General features: G+C 73.4%; 26 protein-coding genes. 11 read left to right on the top strand and 15 right to left on the bottom strand.

The genetic code is table 11. The features are described 5' to 3' along the window. The first annotated feature begins 260 nt into the window (after positions 1-260). From BKD26_RS33780 to BKD26_RS33765, 4 genes are all read left to right on the top strand, one after another. Positions 261-2,051: a thiamine pyrophosphate-requiring protein gene (locus BKD26_RS33780; RefSeq protein WP_084906166.1), complete on the top strand. Its 1,791-nt coding sequence runs from the start codon at positions 261-263 to the stop codon at positions 2,049-2,051. A gap of 412 nt (positions 2,052-2,463) precedes the next feature. Beyond that, positions 2,464-2,838, top strand: coding sequence for a DUF2795 domain-containing protein (locus BKD26_RS33775; RefSeq protein WP_084906283.1), 375 nt, complete (start codon positions 2,464-2,466; stop codon positions 2,836-2,838). A 100-nt stretch (positions 2,839-2,938) separates the two neighbouring features. Then, positions 2,939-3,367: a CBS domain-containing protein gene (locus BKD26_RS33770; protein WP_084906163.1), complete on the top strand. Its 429-nt coding sequence runs from the start codon at positions 2,939-2,941 to the stop codon at positions 3,365-3,367. Positions 3,368-3,386: 19 nt separating this feature from the next. After that, positions 3,387-3,929: a type 1 glutamine amidotransferase domain-containing protein gene (locus tag BKD26_RS33765; RefSeq protein ID WP_084906161.1), complete on the top strand. Its 543-nt coding sequence runs from the start codon at positions 3,387-3,389 to the stop codon at positions 3,927-3,929. Between the two features lie 63 nt (positions 3,930-3,992). Here BKD26_RS33765 and BKD26_RS33760 read toward each other — a convergent pair whose 3' ends face one another. After that, positions 3,993-4,580: a TIGR03086 family metal-binding protein gene (locus tag BKD26_RS33760; RefSeq protein WP_084906159.1), complete on the bottom strand. Its 588-nt coding sequence runs from the start codon at positions 4,578-4,580 to the stop codon at positions 3,993-3,995. Between the two features lie 144 nt (positions 4,581-4,724). On the opposite strand from BKD26_RS33760, the gene BKD26_RS33755 reads away from it, so the two are divergent. Next, the gene (locus BKD26_RS33755) at positions 4,725-5,891 is read left to right on the top strand and encodes a Vms1/Ankzf1 family peptidyl-tRNA hydrolase (protein WP_084906157.1); all 1,167 of its coding nucleotides are present in this window, start codon (positions 4,725-4,727) and stop codon (positions 5,889-5,891) included. 121 nt (positions 5,892-6,012) lie between these two features. Continuing rightward, the gene (locus BKD26_RS33750) at positions 6,013-7,521 is read left to right on the top strand and encodes a bifunctional phosphatase PAP2/diacylglycerol kinase family protein (protein ID WP_084906155.1); all 1,509 of its coding nucleotides are present in this window, start codon (positions 6,013-6,015) and stop codon (positions 7,519-7,521) included. A 10-nt stretch (positions 7,522-7,531) separates the two neighbouring features. On the opposite strand, the gene BKD26_RS33745 is transcribed toward BKD26_RS33750, so the two are convergent. The 10 genes from BKD26_RS33745 to ligD form a co-directional block, all read right to left on the bottom strand. Further along, positions 7,532-8,308 (bottom strand): hypothetical protein, encoded by a 777-nt coding sequence (locus BKD26_RS33745; RefSeq protein ID WP_179166805.1) that lies wholly within the window; start codon positions 8,306-8,308, stop codon positions 7,532-7,534. A 216-nt stretch (positions 8,309-8,524) separates the two neighbouring features. Beyond that, complete coding sequence (locus BKD26_RS33740) at positions 8,525-8,800, bottom strand: gas vesicle protein K (RefSeq protein ID WP_079277578.1); 276 nt, start codon at positions 8,798-8,800, stop codon at positions 8,525-8,527. Continuing rightward, complete coding sequence (locus tag BKD26_RS33735) at positions 8,797-9,024, bottom strand: gas vesicle protein (protein ID WP_084906153.1); 228 nt, start codon at positions 9,022-9,024, stop codon at positions 8,797-8,799. Before BKD26_RS33735 ends, BKD26_RS33740 begins: the two co-directional genes overlap by 4 nt. After that, positions 9,021-9,818: a GvpL/GvpF family gas vesicle protein gene (locus BKD26_RS33730; RefSeq protein ID WP_084906151.1), complete on the bottom strand. Its 798-nt coding sequence runs from the start codon at positions 9,816-9,818 to the stop codon at positions 9,021-9,023. The genes BKD26_RS33735 and BKD26_RS33730 overlap by 4 nt, the downstream gene beginning before the upstream one ends. Next, on the bottom strand, positions 9,815-10,135 hold the full coding sequence (locus tag BKD26_RS33725; protein ID WP_073754888.1) for a gas vesicle protein: 321 nt from the start codon (positions 10,133-10,135) through the stop codon (positions 9,815-9,817). The genes BKD26_RS33730 and BKD26_RS33725 overlap by 4 nt, the downstream gene beginning before the upstream one ends. Next, the gene (locus BKD26_RS33720; RefSeq protein WP_073754889.1) at positions 10,132-10,368 is read right to left on the bottom strand and encodes a gas vesicle protein GvpG; all 237 of its coding nucleotides are present in this window, start codon (positions 10,366-10,368) and stop codon (positions 10,132-10,134) included. The genes BKD26_RS33725 and BKD26_RS33720 overlap by 4 nt, the downstream gene beginning before the upstream one ends. Before the next feature lie 18 nt (positions 10,369-10,386). Further along, entirely contained in the window at positions 10,387-11,103 is a 717-nt protein-coding gene (locus BKD26_RS33715) for a GvpL/GvpF family gas vesicle protein (protein WP_084906149.1), read from the bottom strand. Continuing rightward, on the bottom strand, positions 11,100-11,516 hold the full coding sequence (locus BKD26_RS33710; protein WP_073754891.1) for a gas vesicle structural protein GvpA: 417 nt from the start codon (positions 11,514-11,516) through the stop codon (positions 11,100-11,102). Before BKD26_RS33710 ends, BKD26_RS33715 begins: the two co-directional genes overlap by 4 nt. A gap of 18 nt (positions 11,517-11,534) precedes the next feature. Beyond that, positions 11,535-11,885, bottom strand: a complete 351-nt coding sequence (locus BKD26_RS33705; protein ID WP_084906147.1) for a gas vesicle protein — start codon at positions 11,883-11,885, stop codon at positions 11,535-11,537. Positions 11,886-11,952: 67 nt separating this feature from the next. After that, a complete protein-coding gene (gene ligD, locus BKD26_RS33700) occupies positions 11,953-12,864 on the bottom strand; it encodes a non-homologous end-joining DNA ligase (protein ID WP_084906145.1) in 912 nt (303 codons plus the stop codon). Between the two features lie 83 nt (positions 12,865-12,947). Here ligD and BKD26_RS33695 point away from each other — a divergent pair, with 83 nt between their 5' ends. The 3 genes from BKD26_RS33695 to BKD26_RS33685 all read left to right on the top strand — a co-directional run bounded on the left by BKD26_RS33695 (position 12,948) and on the right by BKD26_RS33685 (position 15,895). Continuing rightward, positions 12,948-13,490 (top strand): GNAT family N-acetyltransferase, encoded by a 543-nt coding sequence (locus BKD26_RS33695; protein WP_084906279.1) that lies wholly within the window; start codon positions 12,948-12,950, stop codon positions 13,488-13,490. A gap of 126 nt (positions 13,491-13,616) precedes the next feature. Continuing rightward, positions 13,617-15,353: an AAA family ATPase gene (locus BKD26_RS33690; RefSeq protein ID WP_084906143.1), complete on the top strand. Its 1,737-nt coding sequence runs from the start codon at positions 13,617-13,619 to the stop codon at positions 15,351-15,353. Beyond that, positions 15,335-15,895 carry a carboxylesterase family protein gene (locus tag BKD26_RS33685; RefSeq protein WP_084906277.1) on the top strand — a complete coding sequence of 187 codons (561 nt, stop codon included), beginning with the start codon at positions 15,335-15,337 and terminating at the stop codon, positions 15,893-15,895. Before BKD26_RS33690 ends, BKD26_RS33685 begins: the two co-directional genes overlap by 19 nt. A 4-nt stretch (positions 15,896-15,899) precedes the next feature. Here BKD26_RS33685 and BKD26_RS33680 read toward each other — a convergent pair whose 3' ends face one another. From BKD26_RS33680 to BKD26_RS33670, 3 genes are all read right to left on the bottom strand, one after another. Further along, positions 15,900-17,762, bottom strand: a complete 1,863-nt coding sequence (locus BKD26_RS33680) for a transketolase (protein WP_084906141.1) — start codon at positions 17,760-17,762, stop codon at positions 15,900-15,902. Position 17,763: 1 nt separating this feature from the next. Further along, complete coding sequence (locus BKD26_RS33675; protein ID WP_084906275.1) at positions 17,764-19,068, bottom strand: NAD(P)/FAD-dependent oxidoreductase; 1,305 nt, start codon at positions 19,066-19,068, stop codon at positions 17,764-17,766. A 250-nt stretch (positions 19,069-19,318) separates the two neighbouring features. Next, a complete protein-coding gene (locus BKD26_RS33670; RefSeq protein ID WP_179166804.1) occupies positions 19,319-20,344 on the bottom strand; it encodes an SDR family oxidoreductase in 1,026 nt (341 codons plus the stop codon). A 149-nt stretch (positions 20,345-20,493) separates the two neighbouring features. Between BKD26_RS33670 and BKD26_RS33665 the strand changes: the two genes are divergently transcribed. Together BKD26_RS33665 and BKD26_RS33660 are read left to right on the top strand one after the other, a co-directional pair. Further along, entirely contained in the window at positions 20,494-21,303 is an 810-nt protein-coding gene (locus tag BKD26_RS33665) for a methyltransferase domain-containing protein (protein ID WP_084906139.1), read from the top strand. A gap of 42 nt (positions 21,304-21,345) precedes the next feature. Continuing rightward, the gene (locus BKD26_RS33660) at positions 21,346-21,693 is read left to right on the top strand and encodes a VOC family protein (RefSeq protein ID WP_084906137.1); all 348 of its coding nucleotides are present in this window, start codon (positions 21,346-21,348) and stop codon (positions 21,691-21,693) included. On the opposite strand, the gene BKD26_RS33655 is transcribed toward BKD26_RS33660, so the two are convergent. Next, positions 21,690-22,494: IS481 family transposase (locus BKD26_RS33655; protein ID WP_084906135.1), on the bottom strand; the 805-nt coding region annotated here is incomplete at its 5' end. The two genes, BKD26_RS33660 and BKD26_RS33655, sit on opposite strands and share 4 nt — an antisense overlap.

The following is a 22,494-nucleotide window of genomic DNA, read 5'->3' as shown; positions in this document are numbered from 1 at the left end:
TGGCTGTCACCCCGAGGAGAGCTCCTTTCTCCGGGCAGGGGACACGCCCGGAACGGATCACCGCTCCTGTGGACGTGCCTCCGGTCCGAAGCACGAGATGCGCATGCCCGGGGCCGACCCCGGCAAACTCCTGATTCCATGCTGGCCGCGTTCGGGCGTTTCCGCTCTTCGAGGCCCGGTACCCGGGCCCGTACTGCCGGAACACCAGAGAAGTTACCGGCGAGTACCGACCCGACCGGAGAGGCTCAGGAGGACCGCTGATGAGCAAGGATGTCGCCGACGTGATTCTCGCGCGGCTGCGCGACTGGGATGTCGAGTACGTGTTCGGCTATCCGGGTGACGGGATCAATGGACTGATCGCCGCCTGGGGCCGCGCCGAGAACCGGCCCCGCTTCATCCAGGCCCGGCACGAGGAGATGGCCGCGTTCGAGGCGGTCGGGTACGCCAAGTTCGGGCACCGGCTCGGGGTGTGCGTGGCGACCTCGGGGCCGGGCGCGATCCACCTGCTGAACGGGCTGTACGACGCCAAGCTCGACCACGTGCCGGTGGTGGCGATCGTCGGCCAGACCGCCCGCAGCGCGATGGGCGGCTCGTACCAGCAGGAGGTCGACCTCCACTCGCTGTTCAAGGACGTCGCCTCCGACTTCATCGCCACGGTGAACGTCCCCGAGCAGCTGCCGAACGTCCTCGACCGGGCGATCCGCACGGCGTACGCGCGCCGCTGCCCGACCGTGGTGATCGTGCCGGGCGATGTGCAGGAGCTCGAATACACCCCGCCCACGCACGAGTTCAAGATGGTGCCCTCCAGCCTGGACCGCAGCGCCTGGACGGCAGTGCCCGCCGACGACGCCCTGGAGCGGGCCGCCGAGGTGCTGAACTCCGGCGAGAAGCCGGCCATCCTGATCGGCCAGGGCGCGGCCGCGGCCCGCGCGGAGGTCGAGGAAGTCGCCGACCTGCTCGGCGCGGGCGTCGCCAAGGCGCTGCTCGGCAAGGACGCCCTGTCCGACGAACTGCCCTACGTCACCGGGTCGATCGGCCTGCTCGGCACCCGCCCGTCCTGGGAGCTGATGCAGGGCTGCGACACGCTGCTGACGATCGGCTCCAGCTTCCCCTACAGCCAGTTCCTGCCGGAGTACGGGCAGGCGCGGGCGGTGCAGATCGACCTCGACCCGCACATGGCCGGGATGCGCTACCCGTACGAGGTGAACCTCATCGGCGACGCGCGCGCCACACTGCGCCGGCTGATCCCGCTCCTGCGCCGGAACAAGAAGCGCGGCTGGCGGGAGAAGACCGAGAAGTCGGTACGGCGCTGGGAAGAGGTCATGGAGCGGCGGGCGAGCGTGTCGGCCGACCCCGTCAACCCCGAGTACGTGGCGCGGGCGCTGTCACCGCTGCTGCCGGAGCGGACGCTGCTGACCTCCGACTCCGGGTCGGTCGCGAACTGGTACGCCCGGCACATCGCGATGCGCGGCGACATGCGCGGCTCACTGTCGGGGACCCTCGCCACGATGGGGTGCGGGGTGCCGTACGCGATCGGTGCGAAGTTCGCGCACCCGGACCGGCCGGTGGTGGCGCTGGTGGGGGACGGCGCGATGCAGATGAACGGGCTGGCGGAGCTGATCACCGCCGCCAAGTACCGGCACCAGTGGGACGATCCGCGCCTCGTCATCGGCGTGTGGAACAACCGGGACCTCAACCAGGTGACCTGGGAGCTGCGCGCCATGGGCAACGCACCGTCGTTCCTGCCGTCCCAGGAACTGCCGGACGTGCCCTACGCGCTGTTCGCCGAGTCGATCGGGCTGACCGGCCTGCGGGTGGAGAAGCCGGACGAGGTGGAGAGCGCCTGGCGGATGGCGCTGGCGGCGGACGGCCCGGCGGTCGTCGAGTTCGTCACCGACCCGTCCGTACCGCCGATCCCGCCGCATGCGACCTGGCAGCAGCTCGAGTCGACCGTCGCGGCCCTCGCAAAGGGCGACGCCGAGCGTGGCGCGGTCGTGAAGCAGGGGCTGAAGGCGAAGGTGCAGGAGTTCCTGCCGGGCGGGAAGGCGTGAGGGCGCCGGCCCCCTCCACGCCGGCCTCCTCCCCCGGTTCCGGCAGCATGAGTTCCTCGTAACGCCCCATGGCCACGACGACGCCGAGCATCGCGGGCGGTAGCAGCAGCGGAACCAGTACGGATAGCAGTCCCATTGACCCGGTCCTTCCGTCTGGGGGCCGGGTCTCCCCCGTAACGGAAGACAAACCCCCCGTGACGGAAACGTTCCTGCCCCTGGTCCGGCCGGGTACCGGAAGGCCTTCGGGCGCGGACCGCCGTCCGCGCCCGAAGGCCTTCTTCTCCCCTGCCACCCATGGGCCGCTCAGCCGCAGCGGCGAGTCCCCCGCTGCCTGGGCCGCCAAACCCGGGTTTGCCCGCGCCGGGCCGGGTACCCGCCCGGCGACCGCACACGGAAGATCGTGGAGGGCGCCATGCAGCGAGGCAGCGACCGGCTCAGCCGCCGCCAGGACGATGAGATGAAGCACCAGCTCAAGGGGCTGCTCAGGTCCGGGCACCCGACGAGGACCGAGGAGTGGCACGACCCGGAGCCGGTTGCCGAGGACGACCCGGAACTGGCACCGCCCCGGGTCCACACCGACCCGTTCGAGGCACTGCGCCTGGAACTGGGCCGGCATCTGGCCCGTACGCCGTTCCCGGCGCACCGCGGCGACCTCCTGCGCATCCTGCGGGAGCGGCACGCACCCGATCCGCTCATGGAGCGGGTGGCGGGGCTGCCCGGCGACCGCACGTACCGCAGCGTCCAGGAGGTGGCCGTGGCACTGGTGCGGCCACCGCACCCGGCGTAGGGACACCGTGCGTAACCGGGCATGAAGGATCCCGGCACGGGTACCCCGGGCGGCGTCACGTGGAGGGAAGAAGAGGCGGGAATCAGGGAGGCAGACAGCCATGGCACAGCTCGTGAGGGACGTCATGACGCCGGGCGTGGCGACGGTGCGCCCCGACGCGTCGCTCGTCGAGGCGGCGCAGCTGATGCGCGCCCAGGACATCGGCGATGTGCTGGTGGCGGACGGCGACCGGCTCGTGGGCGTGGTCACCGACCGCGACATCGCGCTTCGCGCGGTCGCCGACGGCGCCGACCCCCTCACCGTCGACGCCGTGTCGGTGTGCACCCCCGATCCCGTCTGTGTCTCCCCCGACGACGAGGTCGCCGCCGCCGTCGACCTGATGCGGCGCCACGCCGTCCGCCGGCTGCCCGTCGTGGAGGACGGCCGCCCGCTCGGCATGGTCAGCATCGGGGACCTGGCCGTGTCGCAGGACCCGCACTCCGCGCTCGCCGACATCAGCCGGGCCGAGCCGAACACCGAACCCGGATGACAGCCAGAAAGGAACCACTGTGCAGATCGCGTTTCTCGTGGCGCCCCAAGGCGTCGAACAGGTGGAGCTCACCGACCCCTGGCAGGCCGTGAAGGACGCCGGTGACACGCCCGTTCTCGTCTCGACGAAGCCGGGCGAGATCCAGGCGTTCCACCACCTCGACAAGGCGGACACCTTCCCCGTGGACCGGACCGTCGCCGACACCTCCGTCGCGGACTTCGGCGGCCTGGTGCTGCCCGGCGGCGTCGCCAACCCGGACTTCCTGCGGATGGACGACAAGGCCGTCGCGTTCGTCCGGGACTTCTTCGAGGCGGGCAAGCCGGTCGCGGCCATCTGCCACGGGCCGTGGACGCTGGTGGAGGCCGATGTGGTGCGCGGCCGGACGCTCACGTCCTGGCCGAGCCTGAGGACCGACATCCGCAACGCCGGCGGCGAGTGGGTGGACGAGCAGGTGAAGGTGTGCGGGGCGCGGCCCAGCACGCTGATCACCAGCCGCAAGCCGGACGACCTCAAGGCGTTCTGCGAGACGTTCACGGCGGAGTTCGCCAAGGCCTCGGGCTGACGCGTACACCCAGGGCCGGCTCCTCGTCCCGCGCGGCGGACGAGGAGCCTCGTCATGCGTGCGTCATGCGCCGCGTCCGACCATGGCGAGCAGCTTCGTCTGCTCGTCGGCGCCCGGCGGCGGCTTCAGCCGCGTGGCGAACAGACCGCTGCCGGCGAGGTCGTCCGCGTACGGGGACACCTCCTGTACGGCGAATTCCACCAGGTCCTGCGGCAGTCGCTCGTCCGCGCCGATCGCCCGGGACAGGTCCCAGGCGTGGATGACGAGGTCCGCGATCATCTGCGAGCAGTACGCGGTGGCCTGCGTCGGTCCGGACGAGAGGTGGACCGTGCGGTCCAGCGCGCCCTTCTCCAGGAACGCCTCGCGCGCGTCGGCCGCCGCCCGGTCCCAGACGGCGGCCGGGTCGTCGCCCAGGACGTCGCCGTCGAAGGCGTCACCGACCTGCGCGACGGTGCGCCGCTCCCGTACCAGCGGTCCCACCCACAACTGCTCGGCGGTGAGGTGGTTGACGAGGTCGCGTACCGACCATTCGGTGCAGGGCGTCGGGGCGTCCCACTGGTCGGGGCGCACGGCGTGCACCCGCGCGCCGAACAGGTCGAGCGCCTCGCCGTGCCGGGTCAGGAGCGTGCCGGGCACATGGGGGTTCGGCATCGGGGGTCACCTCCGTGGATCCACTGATGTCACCCGGTCCACTCTTCCCGGCTCCGGCGGCGGGCGCCAGGCGAGTGACCTGTGTGGCCGATGGTCTGCCGGGTACCCGTCCCGGACGCACATTCCGGCCTCCGGGAGGGAGCCATGCAAGTCGCCTTTCTCGCCACTCTCTTCGACCGTCCCGGGCCGTGGGCCAGCGTCTACCTGGACACCACCGGGTTCGACGAGTCCGCCAGGGAGCGACGTGAGCTGCAGGCCAGGGAGGTCTGCCGTGAACTCCGCGCCCAGGGATGCGACCCGGCGACCGAGCGGGCCGTGCACGACGCGCTGACCGACTGGCCCCGGCCTCCGGGCGAGGCCGGGCGTGCGGTGTTCGCAGCACACGGCGAGGTCGTCCTCGACCCGCCGCTGACGCGGCGCCCCGTCGCCCCCGCCGATGTGACGTGGGCGGCGCTGCCCCGGCTGAGCCCGCTGCTGGACCTGGCGGCGCAGGAACCCGTCTGCCTGGTCGCCTACATCGACCGCACCGGTGCCGAGCTGGAGCTGCGCAGCCCCTTGGGCGGCCGTCCGGCCGGTCATGTGGAGGGCAGGGACTGGCCCATTCACCGCACCGGCTCGGCGGACTGGTCCGAGCGTCACTTCCAGCTCAGTGTGGACAACACGTGGGAGGAGAACGCGGAGCGCATCGCGGAGGCCCTCGCCGAGTGCGAGGAGGAGACGGGCGCGGATCTGATAGTGCTCACCGGCGACGTCCGTGAACGGCACTCCGTGCACGAGCGGCTGCCCGCCGAGGTGCGCCCACTGGCCGTGGAGAGCGAGCACGGGAGCCGGGCGCGGGGCGCGGGCAAGAGCGTGCGGCTGCTGGACGAGGACGTGGAAGCGGCCCGCCAGGAGCACCTGCGGCGGCTGGCCGAGGAGGAGCTGGACCGCTTCCGGTCCGCCCGTTCGACCGCCGGCGCCGGGCAGGCCGCGGCCGAGGGCGTGCCCGCGCTGGTCGAGGCGGCCCGCGAGCACCGCATCGCCGAGCTGCTCATCCGGCCCGAGGGGCCCGACGCGCACCGCCAGGTGTGGGTGGGCGCCGAACCGGACCAGATCGCGGTGCGCCGCAGCGACACGCACTACCTGGGCGAACGGGAACCCCTGCCCGCCCGCGCCGACGACGCCCTGCTCCGCTCGGCGATCATGACCGGCGCGGAGGTGCTGCGCGTACGCCCCGAGATCGACGACGACGTCCCGGTCGGCGGCCTCGGCGCGCTGCTGCGCTGGCCGTACGCGGAAAAGGAACGCGAGCGGGAAGCCGCCCCGGCCTGACCGCGCCCGCGCCCCGGCCCCGTCGCCCGGCCGGTCGGTCGCCGGCCCGGCCCCGGGGCAAGGGCACCGGCAGGCAGGGCGGGCACGCGTGGGCGGGGGGTCGGCCGGGTACGCGCGGGGCATGGTCGCTTCCTACGGCGTGCAGCCGGCCGAGACCGTCCGTGACCGGGTGACCGCCCGGCTCAGCGCCTGGGACCGGGAGGTCTTTCACCGGGTCGCCACCCGGCACTGGCCGGGCGGCGACCGGGTGCTGCCCCGGCTGAGTCACGCGGCCAACCATGGGCTGCTGTGGTTCGGCGCGGCGGCCGGAATGGCCGTCCTCGGGCGGGGCGCGCGATCGCGGCGGGCGGCCGTGCGCGGTGTGGCGTCACTGGCGCTGGCGTCCGCGGCCATCAACACGGTCGGCAAGCGGTCCGTACGCCGCACCCGGCCGGTGCGGGACGCCGTACCGCTGGTGCGGCAGCTGAAGAAGCAGCCGTTCACCACGTCGTTCCCGTCCGGGCACTCCGCGTCCGCCGCGGCCTTCGCGACGGGCGTCCTGCTGGAGTCCAGGGGCTGGGGCGCGGCCGTGGCGCCGGTCGCCGCCGCCGTGGCGCTGTCGCGCGTCTACACGGGCGTGCACTATCCGAGCGACGTGCTCGTCGGCGCCGCGCTCGGGGTGGGCGCCGCCTTCGCCGTACGCGGGATCGTGCCGACCCGGTCGCAGCTGCCCGCCCCGGGCCGCCCGCACGCCGACGCGCCCGCCCTGCCCGGCGGCGCCGATCTGGTGGTCGTCGCCAACCGGGCCTCCGGCTCCGGGGACACGGCCGCGCTCGTACGGGACGCGCTGCCACGCGCCGAGGTGCTGGAGTGCGACCCGGACGACGTGCCGGACGCGCTGGAGAAGGCCGCCGCGTCCGGGCGGTGCCGGGCCCTGGGCGTCCTGGGCGGCGACGGCACGGTCAACCGGGCCGCCGCGGTGGCCGCCCGGTACGGTCTGCCGCTCGCGGTGTTCCCGGGCGGCACCCTCAACCACTTCGCGTACGACCTGGGCATCGAGTCGGTCCACGACACCTGCCGCGCGCTGGCCGCGGGCGACGCGGTCCGGGTGGACCTGGGGCGGTTCGCCCCGGGGCCGGACGGCGCGCCGTACGGGTACTTCCTCAACACCTTCAGCCTGGGCGTCTACCCCGAGCTGGTACGGCTCCGGGAGCGCTGGTCGCCCCGGATCGGCGGCTGGCCCGCCGGCGTCCTGGCCGCGTGGCACGTGCTGCGCGGCGAGCATCCGCTGGAGGCGGAGGTGCACGGCCGGCGGCGCCCCCTGTGGCTGCTGTTCGCCGGGAACTGCGTCTACCGGCGCATGGGCCCCACGCCGGGCCGCCGCTACGACCTCGCCGACGGCCTGCTGGACGTGCGGGTGGTGCACGCCGGCCGGCTGCCGGGGCTGCGGCTGCTGGCGGCCGCGCTCGCGGGGCCCCTCAGCCGGTCGCCGGTGCACGCGGCCGAGCAGCTGCGGCGGGTGCGGGTGTCGGGCCTGGCGCCGGGGACGCCGCTGGCGTACGACGGTGAAGTCGTCGAGTCTCCGCCGGAGTTGGTGGTGGACAAGGACGACGAGGCGCTGACGGTCTACCGTCCGCGGATGCTGCCGTGAACCGCCGTCGTCACCGGCCGAGCGTCCCCGCGTCACCCATGACGATCACCGGTTTCTTCGCCGGGTCCAGCGCGAGCAGCAACTGCCGCATGTCGTCCCGCTGGAGGGAGATGCAGGCGCGGGTGGGCCCGCCGTGGTCGACGTGGATCCAGACGCCGCCGCCCTTGCCGAGGCCGAGAGGGCGGACCTTGTTCAGGGGCGAGGTGCCGGGGACGCGGTTGTAGTCGATGGCCACGACGTGGTCGAAGGACCCCTCCAGCGGTTCGCCCAGGAACCCCGTGCCGGACAGGTTGAACTCCTCGCTCTGGTCGTAGGGCAGCCGCGTGCCCGGGTCGGGCAGGGCTCCTCCGGCGTCGCCCAGGGCGAACACCCCGATGGGCGTCCGCAGGTCTCCGGCGCGGTGGTGGGCCGTCCAGCCGCGCAGGGCGTTGTGCGCGGGCCACGGCTGGCTGACCGCCTTCCAGCCGGTCGCCGCGTCGCGCTCGTACAGGACGGCGGTCGACTGGTCGGAGTGCGGACCGTCGCCCTTGACGACGAGCGCCTGGCTGCTGGTGGCGGGGATGTGCGAGCGGGTGGCGGGCCCGAGGCCGGGGATCTCGGCGGGTCGCGCCGGCACGGGGGCGCCGGGCGCCGGGGAGGCCGCGGATGCCGTCGTCTTCTCGCCTTCCGCGACGGCGGGGCCCTGGGCCGTCCGGGGGGCGGCGCAGCCCGCCAGGAGGAGTCCGGCGCACACCGCACCGGTGAGCACGCGGCGTCCTGCGCTGGTGACGACGTTGACGACGGGCATGTCGGAGCCTTTCCCTGCATCGCCGGCGGCCGTGCGGCGTGGACTGCGACCACGCGTCCGATGATCTGCTGATCCGGCCGCCCGCGCGCGCCGGTGAGGGGGCGACGCGCACGAATTTCCCCCGGTCCACCTAGCGCCGGTCCGCCCGCGTACGCGTTCGACCCGGGGCGCTCGGAAGGGCGGAGGGGCGGAGGGGCGGCTCAGGGTTCCTGATGGTCACAGAAGTGGGCCGAGCGGCCCCAGATCGAGGTTGAGGTCCTCCGGCTCGAGTCCGAACCGCGTCCGCAGGAGCTCCATGCGGTCCTCCAGCAGCATGAGCGTCAGCCCGATCCGCTCCTCCTGCTCCTCGGTGAGGTCCCCGCCCTCCACGCGCCGCAGCGCCTGCCGCTCCATGAGCTGCCGCAGCAGCTCCACGACCGTCAGGACGAGCCGTGCGAGGTCGCGTTCCACGGTGTCGGGGTCGAGCTCCACCTTGCGGCGCTGCGTGGTCACGGGCGCACCTCGCGGATCGGTTCCCAGGGCGAGGGGACGTCCTCGCTGACCGAGCTGATGAGGGCCTTGAGGTCGACGCGTACGAGGTCGACGTCGGCGATGCTGAGGGTGAGGTCACCCGTGAGCACCACGCCGCCCGCCAGCAGCCGGTCCAGCAGGTCGACCAGCGCGATACGCCGTTCGGCCAGGGGTTCCGGAGCCGCCCGTGCCACGGGGGCGGTCACCGGCCGGCCTCCTGGGTCTCGTGGGCCTCCTCCTCCGCGATGCCGGCGAAGGAGTACGGGGCCCAGGGCCCGGTGAGCTCCACGCGCACGCCGGGCTCGGAGGCCCGGTCGACCAGCTCGACGAACTGCTCGCTGCGCGCGCGGTCCACCAGGTAGGCGGCGTTGAGGACGTTGACCCCGGGGACGCCGGAGAGCCGGGCGTCCTGGGGGCGGTGGACGGTGCCGGCTTCCGCGCAGCGGGACAGCTCGGTGTGCAGCCGGCGGCACAGGGCGTCGGCGCGCTGCCAGTCGCCGTCGCGGCTGCGGCGGGCGTGCAGCCGGCGGCGCAGGTAGTCCCGGCCGCTCGCCTCGCGCGCGGGGGCCGCCGGTTCCTCCTCCCGCTGCGCGGCACCGGGCTCCGCGTACACCTTGACGCCCCATTCGACCCGGCCGTCCAGCCGCTGGAGCGCCCGTAGGAACCGGTCGTGGCCCTCCTCCAGGAGGCGCCGCACGCCGCTGTCGTCCCGGCAGACCGTCGCGAGCCGCAGCGGGAGCGGGCAGGTCACGGTGGACAGGGCGGAGATCACCGCGTCATGGGCGCGCGCGGTGCCGGCCAGCCAGTCGAGGTCCTCCAGGCGGGCGCGCAGCGGCGCTTCGTCGAATTCCTCGGCCGGGACGGCGCCGGTGACGGCGACCAGGTCGCCGTGGCGCAGCAGCCGGGGCGGTTCGCCGTCGATGCCATGGGCACCCTCCGGCAGGACGCCGTCGAAGGGGCGTGTGACGGCGTAGACGTAACGCAGCCGGTCGGTGCTCATACGGTGCGTCCCTCCAGTTCGGCGATCCGGCGCTGCAGGTCGGCGTTCTCGCGGGCGAGTTCGCTGCCACGGGCGCGGGAGGAGAGCGCCGGGTCGCTCTCCCACCAGTCGATGCCCATCTCCTTGGCGCGGTCGACGGACGCGACGACGAGGCGCAGCTTGATGGTCAGCAGCTCGATGTCCAGCAGGTTGATCTTGATGTCACCGGCGATGACGACGCCCTTGTCGAGGACGCGTTCCAGGATGTCGGCGAGGTTGGCGCTGCTGCCGTCCGACGCGTACGGGCTGGGCAGGCCGCTGGGGCGTGGGGTGGTCATGACTGTCTCGGACCCTTCTCCAGGCGGTCGAGGAGCTCGTCCTCCCGGCGGTCGAATTCCTCTTCGTCGATCTCGCCCGCCTCCAGCAGCTCATTGAGGCGGGCGAGTTCGCGCTGTACGGCGGCGGGGTCGTAGTACTGCCGCTCGGCCTCCGCCACCACCTGGCGCAGCACCCAGGCGGTGCCGCGCAGGGGCGCCGCCGGCAGGAGCAGCAGTTCTCCCAGCAGGCCCATGCTCGGGTCCCTTTCCTCTCACTCCACGAAGCTGTAGGGCGGCAGCGGGCCGTTCACCTGCAGCACGAGGTGGTGGTGGGCCTGCTGGAGCTTGTCGATCGCGGCGACGAAGCCGTCGGCGCGGTCGCGCTCCACCAGGAACGAGATGTTCGCCAGCCAGGCGCCGCTCTCCGGGCCGGGCCTGACGTCGGCGGCTTCGGGCTGCAGCGACTCCTGGATGAGTACCGCGTCGCTCGCCTCACGCTGCTGGACGGCGGCCGCGACGCGTTCGCCGAGGGCCAGCTTCTGTTCGTAGGTGCCGCCGCCGGCCGCGCGGTTGGCCTCGCTGAGCCCCCGCAGCTCGGGGTTGTCGGCGAGCACCCGGTGCAGGACGGCTTCCTCGTCGTGGCTGGCCTTCACGTTGTACTCGACCTTGTCGTCGAGGGCGCGCAGCCGCTCCAGGTAGTGCTCCTCGCGCTCGCCGAGGACGGCGAGGACCGCGTCGTCGTCGGGCGAGATGCCGCCGAACCGCATGGGCAGCACCGCGCCGCCCGCGCCCGCCTCGGCGAGCACGTTCTGGTGTGCCATCAGGTCGCGCCGCTTGGGCCTGAGGTCCTCGGGCGCGTCGCTGACGAGCGCGACGAGCGCCCCGTGGACGAGGACGCGGACGGGCTGCGGCGGGTCGCCGATGCCGCCCATCTTCTCGGGGAGGGCGGGGTGGGAGCTGCGGGCGATGCCGTAGACGTACGTGCTCACTCCTGCTCCTCCTTCTTGCGGGACGTCGAGCGGCTCGACGAACCACTGGACGAACCACTGGACGAGCCCTTCAGGGCGTCGGAGATGGTTTCGGCGGCTCCGGAAAGCGCCCCCTTGGACTTTCCTCGGGCGCCGGACTCGGTCATCTCACCGACCAGGTCGGGCAGTCCGGGGTCCTTGCGGGGGCCCGCCTCCAGGTCGAGGCGGTTGCAGGCCTCGGCGAAGCGGAGGTAGGTGTCGACGCTGGCGACGACGACCCGTACGTCGATCTTCAGGATCTCGATGCCGACCAGGGACACGCGGACGAACGCGTCGATGACGAGTCCGCGGTCCAGGACGAGTTCGAGGACGTCGTACAGGCCGCTGGTGCCGCGGGCGCCGCCGCCGCCTTGCTGTGCCGGGACAACGGTCATGGTGGGGTGCCTCCCTCTCTAGGAACGGTCCGACCGCCCGCGCTCGTAGCGGCGGACGCGCCGGTAGCCGCTGAGCTCACCGTGTGCGTCGAGCTCGACCTCGTACGAGGCGAGCAGGCTCATCGTGTCGGGGACACGTGCCAGTTCGAGGACCTCGACGTTCAGGGTCCAGCCGTCCTCCGTGCGTTCGAACGACGACACCGACTCGGCTTCCATACCGGTCAGCTCGGCGAGCTGGGCGCATGCGCCCCGCAACACCTTCATGGGGCTCGGCGGTTGTTCCTGGGACTGTTGTTGTGCCCGGGCGCTGGTCGCCCGGGCGCTGGTGTCCTTCTGGGTGTTCTGTGTGTCTTCTGGTGTGTTCGCCATGAATGCCTCGCTCTTCGGGTTGCCGTGACTCGGATCCGCAAACCCTTGGCCCGGGCTCGGTGTGCTGTCAGCGCAGTGCGTCGAGGCGTCGGCGGGCCGGACCGAGGGCGCGGGCGCGGAGCGCGGAGCCGTCCCAGGGGGCGCTGCGGGCCTGTTCGAGTACGGTGGCGACGGTCCAGCGGCGGGCGTGGGTGGCCGGGTCGTCGAGCTGGTCCCAGCGCAGGGGCGTGGCGACGGGGGCGCCCGGCCTGGCGCGTACCGAGTAGGGCGCGACGGCGGTCTGCGCGTAGCCGTTGCGCTGGACGTCCAGGTAGAGACGGTCGCCGCGGGCCTGTTTACGCGGGGCGGTGGTGAGTTCACCGGGGTGCGCCGCGGCGAGGGTGTCGGCGACGTCCCGGGCGAAGGCGCGTACGTCGTCGAACTCGCTGTGCCCGTCGAGCGGGACGATGACGTGCAGGCCCTTGGAGCCGGTGGTCATGAGCGCGGAGGGCAGCTTGAGCGCGTCGAGCAGCTCGCCGAGGAGGTGGGCGGCGCGGCGTACGGCGTCGAAGTCGTCCTTGGGAGGGTCGAGGTCGAACACCATGCGGTCGGGCCGGTGGAGCCGGTCGGCCCTGGACTGCCAGCGGTGCAGGGTGACGCAGGCCTGGTCGGCGAGGTGGACGAGGGTGGCGGTGTCGTCGCACACGGTGTGGGTGACGGTGCCGCCCTCCTTGGGTACCTCGACGCGGTGGATCCAGTCGGGGTAGCTGTCGGGGGCGTCCTTCTGCATGAAGCGGGGGCCGTCGATGCCGTCGGGATGCCGTTCGAGCATCAGGGGCCTGCCGCGCAGGTGCGGCAGCATGAAGGGCGCGACGGAGCGGTAGTAGCCGGCCAGGTCGGCCTTGGTGATCCCCTCGTCCGGGAAGAGCACCTTGTCGGGGCGGTGGATGTCGACGGTCCGGCGGCCGGCTCGTACGGCCCGGGCGCTGCTCGTACTCATCGTGTGCGCCTACCCGGGCGGGCGTGCGTCACACGCCGGAATCACGTTGCGGGACGGTGGCGCGCGAACGCAGCATCCTGCCCATGACGGTCTTCCTGGAAACACCCCGGCTGGTGCTGCGTACGGTCACGGAGCACGATCTGGACGACGTGGTGGCGCTCGACAACGACCCCGAGGTCATGCGGTACGTCAACGGCGGCCGGCCCGCGTCCCGTGAAGAGGTACGGGCGGGGTCGCTGCGGCGGCTGATGGGGCGGGGCTTCTGGGCCGCCGAGGCGCGCGTCACGGGCGAGTGGCTGGGCTGGTTCTCGCTGGAGCCGCTGGAAGGCGAAGGGGAAGGGGTGGTGGAGCTCGGCTACCGGCTGCGGCGGGCGGCATGGGGCCGGGGGTACGCGACCGAGGGCTCCCGGGCGCTGATCGACAAGGGCTTCCGGGAACTGGGCGTGCGGCGGGTGACCGCGAACACGATGACGGTCAACGCGGGGTCGCGGCGAGTGATGGAGAAGTGCGGACTGACGTATGTCCGGACGTTCTTCGAGGAGTGGCCGGACGTGATCGAGGGGTCCGACCAGGGTGATGTGGAGTACGCCGCGACCCGGGAGGAATGGCTCCTCGGCCATGGCTGAGCGGGTGTGCCGTCCACTCGGGTGAGTGACTTCGGTGCGCATCGCCGCGTGTCGCACCGGGCGCCGGGCTATCAAGGCGGTGTCGGGAGGGGGTGCGTCATCGAACCGGATGAACCGGGCGAACCGGTGCTCATCGGACGGGACACGTGCCTGGGTGTGGTGCGGGCCCGGCTCGAACGGGCGAACGCGAGTCATGGCGGTCTGGTCCTGGTCACCGGTGAGGCGGGCATCGGCAAGACGTCCCTGGTGCGCCGCGCGGCACGCGAGGCGCGCGAGCTCGGGATGCTCGCCCTGCACGGGACGTGCTGGAACTCGGAGGGCACCCCCGGCTACTGGCCCTGGACCCAGGCGATCCGCAGTCTGCGCCACGGTGCCACCGGGGAGGAGTGGGCGCGGGCGGCCACCGCCGCCGGTGGTGCGCTGCCGGTCCTCCTCGGCGAGGGGGCACGGTCCCAGGAGGTGGACCGCTTCCAGCTGTTCGACGCGGTGACCTCCATGCTGACCGGGGCGTCGCAGAGCCGCCCGGTGGCGGTGGTGCTGGAGGACCTGCACTGGGCGGATGCCGCGTCGCTCGGCCTGCTCGAATTCGCCGCCCAGCACACGTGGTTCGAGCGGTTGCTCATCATCGGGACCTACCGGGACGTGGAGGTGCGGCGGCCCGACCATCCCCTGCAGCCGCTCCTGGAGCCGCTGACGGCGAAGGCCACGACGATCCGGCTGCAGGGCCTGACGCCGGGCGAGGTCGCGGAGTTGATGGCGCGCACGGCCGGCAGCCGGCCCGGCGCGGCCCTGGCGGACGAGGTGTGCAGGCGTACGGGTGGCAATCCGTTCTTCGTGGAGGAGACGGCACGGCTGTGGTCCGCCGGCCAGTCCGTCGCCACGATCGCACCCGGTGTCGGGGCGGCGCTGCACCGGCGGCTCGCGCTGCTCGGGGAGCCGGCCGTCGACCTGCTCGGCCACGCCGCCGTGCTGGGGCGGGAGTTCGCTCGCGGGACGCTGGCCAGGACGGCGGGGGCCGACGAGGACCGCACGGGCGGGCTGCTGAGGGAGGCGGCCCGGGCGGGGCTGGTGGAGCCGCTGGAGACGGGCCGGTTCATCTTCACGCACGACCTGGTCCGCGAGTCGCTGTACGAGGCGCTCGACGCGCCACGGCTGCGCCGGGTGCACGCCGCCGCCGTACGGGCCCTGCTCGCCTCCGGGGACGTCGCCGACCCGGTACGTCCGACGGAGCTGGCCCGGCACGCCTACTTCGCCGGGGAGGAGCTGCCCGCCGACGAGGCGGTGGACCTCCTGGTGGGCGCGGCCCGGCACGCGGCGAGCAGGCTGGCCGACGAGGAGGCGGTGGGGCACTACCGGCGCGCGCTGGAACGGCTCGGGACCGAGGCCTCGCGCCGGCGCCTGCTGCTCACGCTGGACCTCGGGCTGGAGCTCCAGCTGATCGGCGAGCACGAGCGGTCCTGGCTCGCGTTCGAGGACGCCACCGCCCAGGCGAGTGCCCTGGGCGACCCCGCGCTGCTGGGGCGGGTGGCGCTCACGCTGTACGGGGCGGACGGCCGGGGCGACGGGACGGGCCTGAAGCCGCGCGTGGTGCGCGAGGCGCACGGGCTGCTCGTGCGGGGCGACGCGGCCGGGGCCGGTGCCGTTGCGGCCGGAGCGGCGCCCGGAGCGGCGGCGGCCGGTGCCGCGCCCGCGGCCGCCGGGGCCGGTGCCCTGCCCGGCGTGGTGAAGGAGGTGGCGCGGCACGTCGTGGCGGTCGCGCGCGGCGCCGGTGACGACGACGCCCTGCACATCGGGTTGTGGGCGGGCCTGCACGCGGTGTGGGAGCCCACCGCACGTTCGTCGGCATGCGGTACGACGCGGTGAACCGGCCCTTCACCGAGGGCGACTACGACCGGGCCCTCACCACGGCCTTCGGCGCCCGCCTCGCGCAGAAGGTGCGGGCGGAGTATCCGCCGGCTGCCTTCCCCTCCCCCGCCCTCGCCTGGGCCACCGTCGTCACCGACCGCATGTGGGCCCGGGGCACGCACGCCCAGCACACCGTGCTGGGCAGGCATGTGCCGGTGTACGCCTACGAGTTCGCCGACCGGGACGCGCCCATGTACCTGCCCCTGCCGGGCCGGTTCGACTTCGGCGCCTACCACGCGGGCGACACGCCCTACCTGTTCGAGGACGCGGAGGTGCGGAAGCGGTTCACCCCGGCCCAGCTGCGGCTGTCGGACACGATGACCGGCTACTGGGCGGCCTTCGCCCGCACGGGTGCGCCGGACGGCCCGGGCCTGCCCGCCTGGAAGGCGTACCTGCCCGCGAGCCACTCCCCGCACACCCAGTCGCTCGCCCCGGACCGGATCGGGCCCGTCGACTACGCCCGGGGGCACAACCTCCGCTTCTGGCACCGGCTGTCCTGACCGGTCACGGCGCGACGATCCGTTCCACCGCCAGCTGTACGGCCGCCACGATCGACTCCGCGTCGATGCCCGCCTTGTGCAGTTGCTCCTCCGGGGTCGCCGACGCCGGCATGTTCCGTACCGCGAGGCGTGCCATGCGCGGCGCGGGACGGCCGTCGGAGAAGGCCTCCGCGACCGCGTCACCGAGGCCGCCCTCCGGGTGGTGGTCCTCCACGGTGAGGAGGCACCCGGTGGTGCCCGCCGCGTCATTGAGCGTGTCGGTGTCCACCGGCTTGACCGAGTACAGGTCGATCACGCGCACCGGGATGCCGTAGTCGTCGAGCAGGTCGGCGGCCTTGAGTGCCTCGTGGACCGTGACCCCGGCGGCGACGATCGTCACCCGGTCGTCGTCACCGTGGGTGCGCAGCACCTTGCAGCCGCCCACCGGGAACGTCTCGTCCGGCCCGTACAGCACGGGCATGTCGCCGCGTGAGGTGCGCAGGTAGCGCACGCCCTTGAGGTCGGCCATGGTCGCCACCAGCTTCGCGGTCTGGTTGGCGTCGCACGGGTACAGCACGGTGCTGTCGTGCACCGAGCGGAACATGGCCAGGTCCTCAAGGCCCATCTGTGAGGGTCCGTCCTGGCCGATGGCGACCCCCGCGTGGGAGCCGACGAGGTTGATCCCGGCGCGGCTGACGGACGCCATGCGGACGAAGTCGTACGCCCGGGTGAGGAAGGCCGCGAAGGTCGAGGCGTACGGCACGTAACCGCGCGTCTGGAGCCCCACGGCGGCGGCGACGAGCTGCTGTTCGGCGATGTAGCACTCGAAGTACCGGTCGGGGTGGGCCTTGGCGAAGAATTCGGTACGGGTGGAGTCGCTGACCTCCGCGTCCAGCGCGACGACGTCGGCGCGTGCCGAGCCGAGCGCCTCCAGGGCGTGCCCGTAGGCGGTGCGGGTGGCGACCGAGTCGCCGATGTCGAAGCGCGGCAGCTCGGGCTCGGGCGGCTCGCCCTCACCGTTGGCGGTGGTCTTCCGCCCGGACGTCTCCGGTGGCCGCTGGACGTCGACCTGGAGGGAGCGGGGGCCGCCCAGCTCCTGGATCGCGGCCTCAGCGTCCTTGATGGGCTTGCCGTGGAAGCCCTCCAGGTCCTCGACGGCGGCGACTCCCCGGCCCTTGCGGGTGGCGGCGAGGATCGCGGTCGGTTGCCGGATCGTGGAGCGGGCCTCGGCGAACGCCCGGTCGACGGCCTGCACGTCGTGGCCGTCGACCTCGATGGTGTGCCAGCCGAAGGCGTGCAGCCGCCGCTCGTACGCGGCCAGGTGGTGCTCGTGCCGGGTCGGGCCGCGCTGCCCGAGCCGGTTGACGTCGACGATCAGCGTGAGGTTGTCGAGGTGGTTGTACGCGGCGTGCTCGACGGCCTCCCACACGGAGCCCTCCGCCATCTCGCTGTCGCCGGACAGGACGTAGACGCGGTACGGGATCTCGTCGAGGCGCTTGCCCGCGAGCGCGATCCCGACGCCGACGGGCAGGCCCTGCCCGAGGGAGCCGGTGGCGACGTCCACCCACGGCAGCCGGGGCGTGGGGTGCCCTTCGAGGCGGCTGCCGAGCGTGCGGAAGGTGAGCAGCTCGTCGTCGTCGACCGCTCCGGCGGCCTTGTACATGGCGTACAGCAGCGGTGAGGCGTGCCCCTTGGAGAGGACGAACCGGTCGTTGCCGGGGTGCTCGGGGTGGTCGAAGTCGAACCGCAGGTGGTGGGCGAGGAGGACGGCCGCGATGTCGGCCGCCGACATGGACGAGGTGGGGTGCCCGGAGCCGGCGGCGTCGGCGGCGCGTACCGCGTCGACGCGCAACTGCTGCCCGAGGGTGGCCAGTTCTTCGTAGTGCATGTCACTCCTTGCCGGGTCGGCCCGGGATGCGGGCCAGTTCGGGGGAGGCGGTGTCGAGGGGTACCTGCCAGGAGCGCAGCAGGCCCAGCTGGACGGCCTGCCGGGGCAGGGCCGCGTCCAGGATCCAGTCGGCGGCGACCCGTACCCGGTTGCCGGGCATGGCGGCCAGGTGGTAGCCGCGGGTCACGGCACCGGCGACCGGTCCGGACAGCTTGACGCCCATGGGGTTGGCGGCCGCCTTGACGCCGCCGAGGTCCACGGCGAAGCCCAGGTCGTTGTGCTTGTACGCGGCGGCCTCGCCGTACCCGAGGGACGCGGCGACGTTGCGGGCGGCGGTCTTGCCCTGCCGGGCCGCGTGCTGCGCCGTCATGGGCGTGAACTCGCCGGGCCGGGTCAGGTCCGGTACGGCGGCGGCGTCGCCGCACGCGAAGACGTCCGGGTGGCCGGGGACGCCGAGCTGCGGGGTGACGACGAGACGGCCGCGCTCGACGGGCAGGCCCAGCTCGGAGACGAGCGGGTCGGGGCGTACGCCGACGCACCAGATCAACGACCGGGTCTCCACGAACTCGCCGTCGTCCAGCAGCACCCCGTCGGCCGTGGACTCCTTGACCGACGTCCTGGTGCGCACGTCGACGCCCCGGCTGCGCAGCACCTCGTCGGCGGTGCGTGAGAGCTTCTCGTCGAGGCCGGGCAGGACGCGGTCGGCGACGTCGAGGAGCAGCCAGCGGGGCCGTACGCCGGCGGGCCAGGCGGGCTGTTTGCGGACGAGGGCGTCGGTGAACATCTTGCCGTGCGCCGCCAGCTCCGTACCGGTGTAGCCGGCGCCGACGACCACGAAGGTGCAGCGCGAGGTGCACTCGGCGGGGTTTCCGGCGGCCGAGGCGAGCTCTATCTGGCGGGTGACGTGGTCGCGCAGGTACAGCGCCTCGGGCAGGCCGCGGAAGCCGGTGGCGTGCTCGGCGACGCCCGGGATGGGCAGCAGTTTGCTGACGCTGCCGACGGCCAGGACGAGCCGGTCGTAGGTGAGGGTGCCCTCGGTGCCTTCGGGGTCGGTGAAGTGGACCGCGCGCCCGTCGAGGTCGACGTGGTCGGCCTGGCCGAGGACCAGCCGTACGTGGCGGAGGGTGCCGGGCAGGGACACGGTGACCCTGCGCGGTTCCAGGACACCGGCGGCGACCTGCGGCAGCAGCGGCAGGTAGAGGAAGTAGTCGGTCGGGTTGAGCAGCACGATCTCGGCGCGGCCGCGCAGGCTGCGGGAGAGGTGGCGGGCGGTCTGGTATCCGGCGAAACCGGCCCCGACGATCACGACGCGCGGCAGGGCGCGGGCGCGCGAGCCGTCGGGGTGGCCGGGCCGGCCGGAGGGGCCGGGAAGCGGGCCGGACGGGCTGACGGACGGGGTCACAGGGCCTCCAGCGTCGTGTCTGCGTGCACGGCCGTCCGCCCACGGCCGTCTGCGTGCACGGCCGCGTGATGCGGACGGACCTTCCCGGTGCCCCGGAGCCTGCCTCCCAAACGCGGCATTACGGTCGCGGGACACCCCTCAGCGGGGGCACCCCTCAGCGGCGCCGGCGCAGCACCGTCACGGCGGCCGCGGCGCCCGCCAGCGCCCCGGCGGCCAGGGCGGCCGGATGGCGCAGCAGGACGGTGTCGGCGTACAGGTCGTGGGACGAGTCGTCGAAGCGGCCGTGGGCGCCGAAGTCGCGGCCGAGGGCGCCGTCGACGGGCGCCCAGAGGTTGCTGGGCGCCGGTTCGTCGGAGGCCTGGGTGCCGGTGTCCTGCTGGGCGGCGTACATGGTGCGGGCGAGGTAGCGGTCGAGCAGCCCGGGCGCGAGCGCGTTGGCGATCAGGGTGGCGACCGTGGAGGCGCCCACCCGGTACTCGCGGCGGCCCGGGTGGCGGGCGGCGTGGACGACGGCCCGGGCGGCGACCTCGGGCTGGTAGACGGGGGCGACGGGCCGGGCCCGGCCGGGCATGCGGGAGAGTACCCAGTCGAACTGCGGGGTGTTGACGGCCGGCAGCTGGACCATGGTGGTGCGCACCCTGCTCCCGGCGTGCAGCAACTCGCAGCGGACGGACTCGTTCCAGCCCTGGATGGCGTGTTTGGCGCCGCAGTACGCGGACTGGAGCGGAATGCCCCGGTAGGCCAGGGCGGAGCCGACCTGGACGACGGTTCCCCGGTCGCGGGGGACCATGCGGCGCAGGGCGGCCCGGGTGCCGTTGACGTACCCCAGGTAGGTGACCTCGGTGACGCGGCGGAATTCGTCGGCGCCGATCTCGGTGAACGGCGCGAACACGCCGGTGAAGGCGTTGTTGACCCAGACGTCGATGGGGCCGAGCCCGGTCTCGACGCGCTCGGCGGCGTCTTCCACGGCCTGCGCGTCGGAGACGTCGACCGGCATGGCGAGGGCTTCGCCGCCCGCGTCGCGCACCTCGGCGGCCGCGCCCGCGAGGCCCTTCTCGCCACGCCCGAGCAGGGCTACGCGGTCGCCGCACGCGGCGAAGGCGCGGGCGGACGCCCTGCCGACGCCTCCGCCGGCTCCGGTGATGACGACGGTGCGCGGCTGCGGCAGGTTCGCGTCCATGGGGCGTCGGGTACCCGGGCGGCCCGGCGGATAACGCGGGCACCGGGGAGGCCGCCCCTGTACCAGAATATGAGAAAGCCATCTCACCATTCGGTGGCGTGGACGTACTGTGTCCGTACTGCACCCCGGCAACCAGAGGGAGTACGGCCATGGCCGACGCTGTCTACACGCATGGGCACCACGAGTCGGTGCTGCGCTCGCACCGTTGGCGGACGGCCGCCAACTCCGCGGCGTATCTGCTCGGCGAGTTGCGGCCGGGGCTGGACGTGCTGGACGTGGGCTGCGGCCCCGGCACCATCACGGCGGACCTGGCCGCGCTCGTCGCACCCGGCGGGCACGTGACGGCGGTCGACGCGGCCGGTGACGTACTGGAGCAGGCCCGCGCCACCGTCCGCGAACGCGGCCTGGACAACGTCCGGTTCGCGGTCGCCGACGTCCACGCGCTGGACCTCCCCGACGACTCCTTCGACGTCGTCCACGCCCACCAGGTGCTCCAGCACGTGGGCGATCCGGTGCGGGCGCTGCGCGAGATGCGGCGGGTGTGCCGGCCCGGCGGGGTCGTCGCGGCGCGCGACAGCGACTACGCGGCGTTCACCTGGTTCCCCGAGGTCCCGGTACTGGACGCGTGGCAGGAGCTGTACCAGCGGGTGGCGCGCGCCAACGGCGGCGAGCCGAACGCGGGCCGCCGGCTGCTGTCCTGGGCCCGGCGGGCCGGGTTCACCGACGTCACCGCCACCGCCGCCACCTGGTGTTACGCCTCGCCCGACGAGCGTGCCTGGTGGAGCGGGCTGTGGGCGGACCGTACGACCGCCTCGGTGTACGCGAAGCTCGCGGTGGACGGCGGGCACGCGACCGAGGAGGAACTGGCCGCCATCGCCGAGGGCTGGCGGGAGTGGGGACGGCAGGACGACGGCTGGTTCCTGGTGCCGCACGGCGAGGTGCTCTGCCGGGTCCGATAGGGCCCGATGGATCCGGGCGGCGCCGCCAACTACCCTCGCCGTATGGAGATCCTCGGCACCACGCTGCGCATCTGCGTCGACGACCTGGAGACCTCGGTGGTCTTCTACGAACGGCTCACCGGCAGCCGCGCGCTCCGCTTCGAGCGCGGCGGCGTGTCGGTGGCGGCCGTCGGCTGCTTCCTGCTGATGAGCGGGCCGGAGTCGGAGCTGGAGGTGCTGCGCAAGGTGGCGGCGACGATCGCGGTCGAGGACGTGGACACCGCGCACGCCACGCTCACCGAGGTCGGGGCGAAGGTCGTGGCCGGCCCGGTGCCGACGCCGGTCGGCCGCAACCTGATCGCCGTCCACCCGGACGGCTCGGTCTTCGAGTACGTCGACCGGAAGCGCTAGCTGTACTGACCCGTGAGGTTGGGGACGCGGCTGGCGGGTGGTTGGCCTTTCAGCGCGGTGTGTCCGCGGTGGTGATTGTAGGTGTGTAGCCATTGCGGGAATGCTGCCCGGCGCTCGGCTTCGGACCGGTAGGGGCGGGCGTAGGCCCATTCCTCCAGCAGCGTGCGGTTGAAGCGTTCGACCTTGCCGTTGGTCTGGGGCCGGTAGGGCCGGGTGCGCTTGTGCTGGATGCCTGCCCGGGTCAGCTCGTCGCGCCAGTCGCGTGAGCGGTAGCAGGAGCCGTTGTCGGTCAGCACCCGCTCGACGGTGATCCCGGCCCGGCTGAAGAAGGCGTGGGCCCGCTGCCAGAAGCCGGTGGCGGTCTCCTTCTTCTCGTCGGGGAGGATCTCGCTGTAGGCGAGGCGGGAGTGGTCGTCGACGGCGGTGTGCAGGTAGCTGTAGCCGAGGTTGGGGCGGCCGTGGCAGGGGCGGGGTCGGGTGGGGTCGCGGTGCGCGGAGCTGTTGCGGCCGCCCTGGGCTCTGCCGTGGACCTTGTGCCCGCCGCCGTCGGGGATGTTGCCCAGTTTCTTGATGTCGACGTGGATGAGTTCGCCGGGTCGGTCACGTTCGTAGCGGCGCACGATGCGGCCCGTGGCCCGGTCGAGATGGGACAGGCGGGCCAGGCGGTAGCGGGTGAGGACGCGGTGCACCGTCGAGGGCACCAGGTGCAGGAAGTGCGCGATGCGGGCCGGTCCCCACCGGCGGAGCAGGCGGACCTTGATGATCCGTCGCTCGGTGCGGGTCGGCGTGCGGCCAGGGCTG

It is taken from the genome of Streptomyces sp. CB03238, assembly GCF_002099185.1.
Lineage (GTDB): Bacteria > Actinomycetota > Actinomycetes > Streptomycetales > Streptomycetaceae > Streptomyces.
The sequence above is the reverse complement of the archived record's forward strand: the minus strand, read 5'-3'. Positions and strand labels throughout refer to the sequence as shown.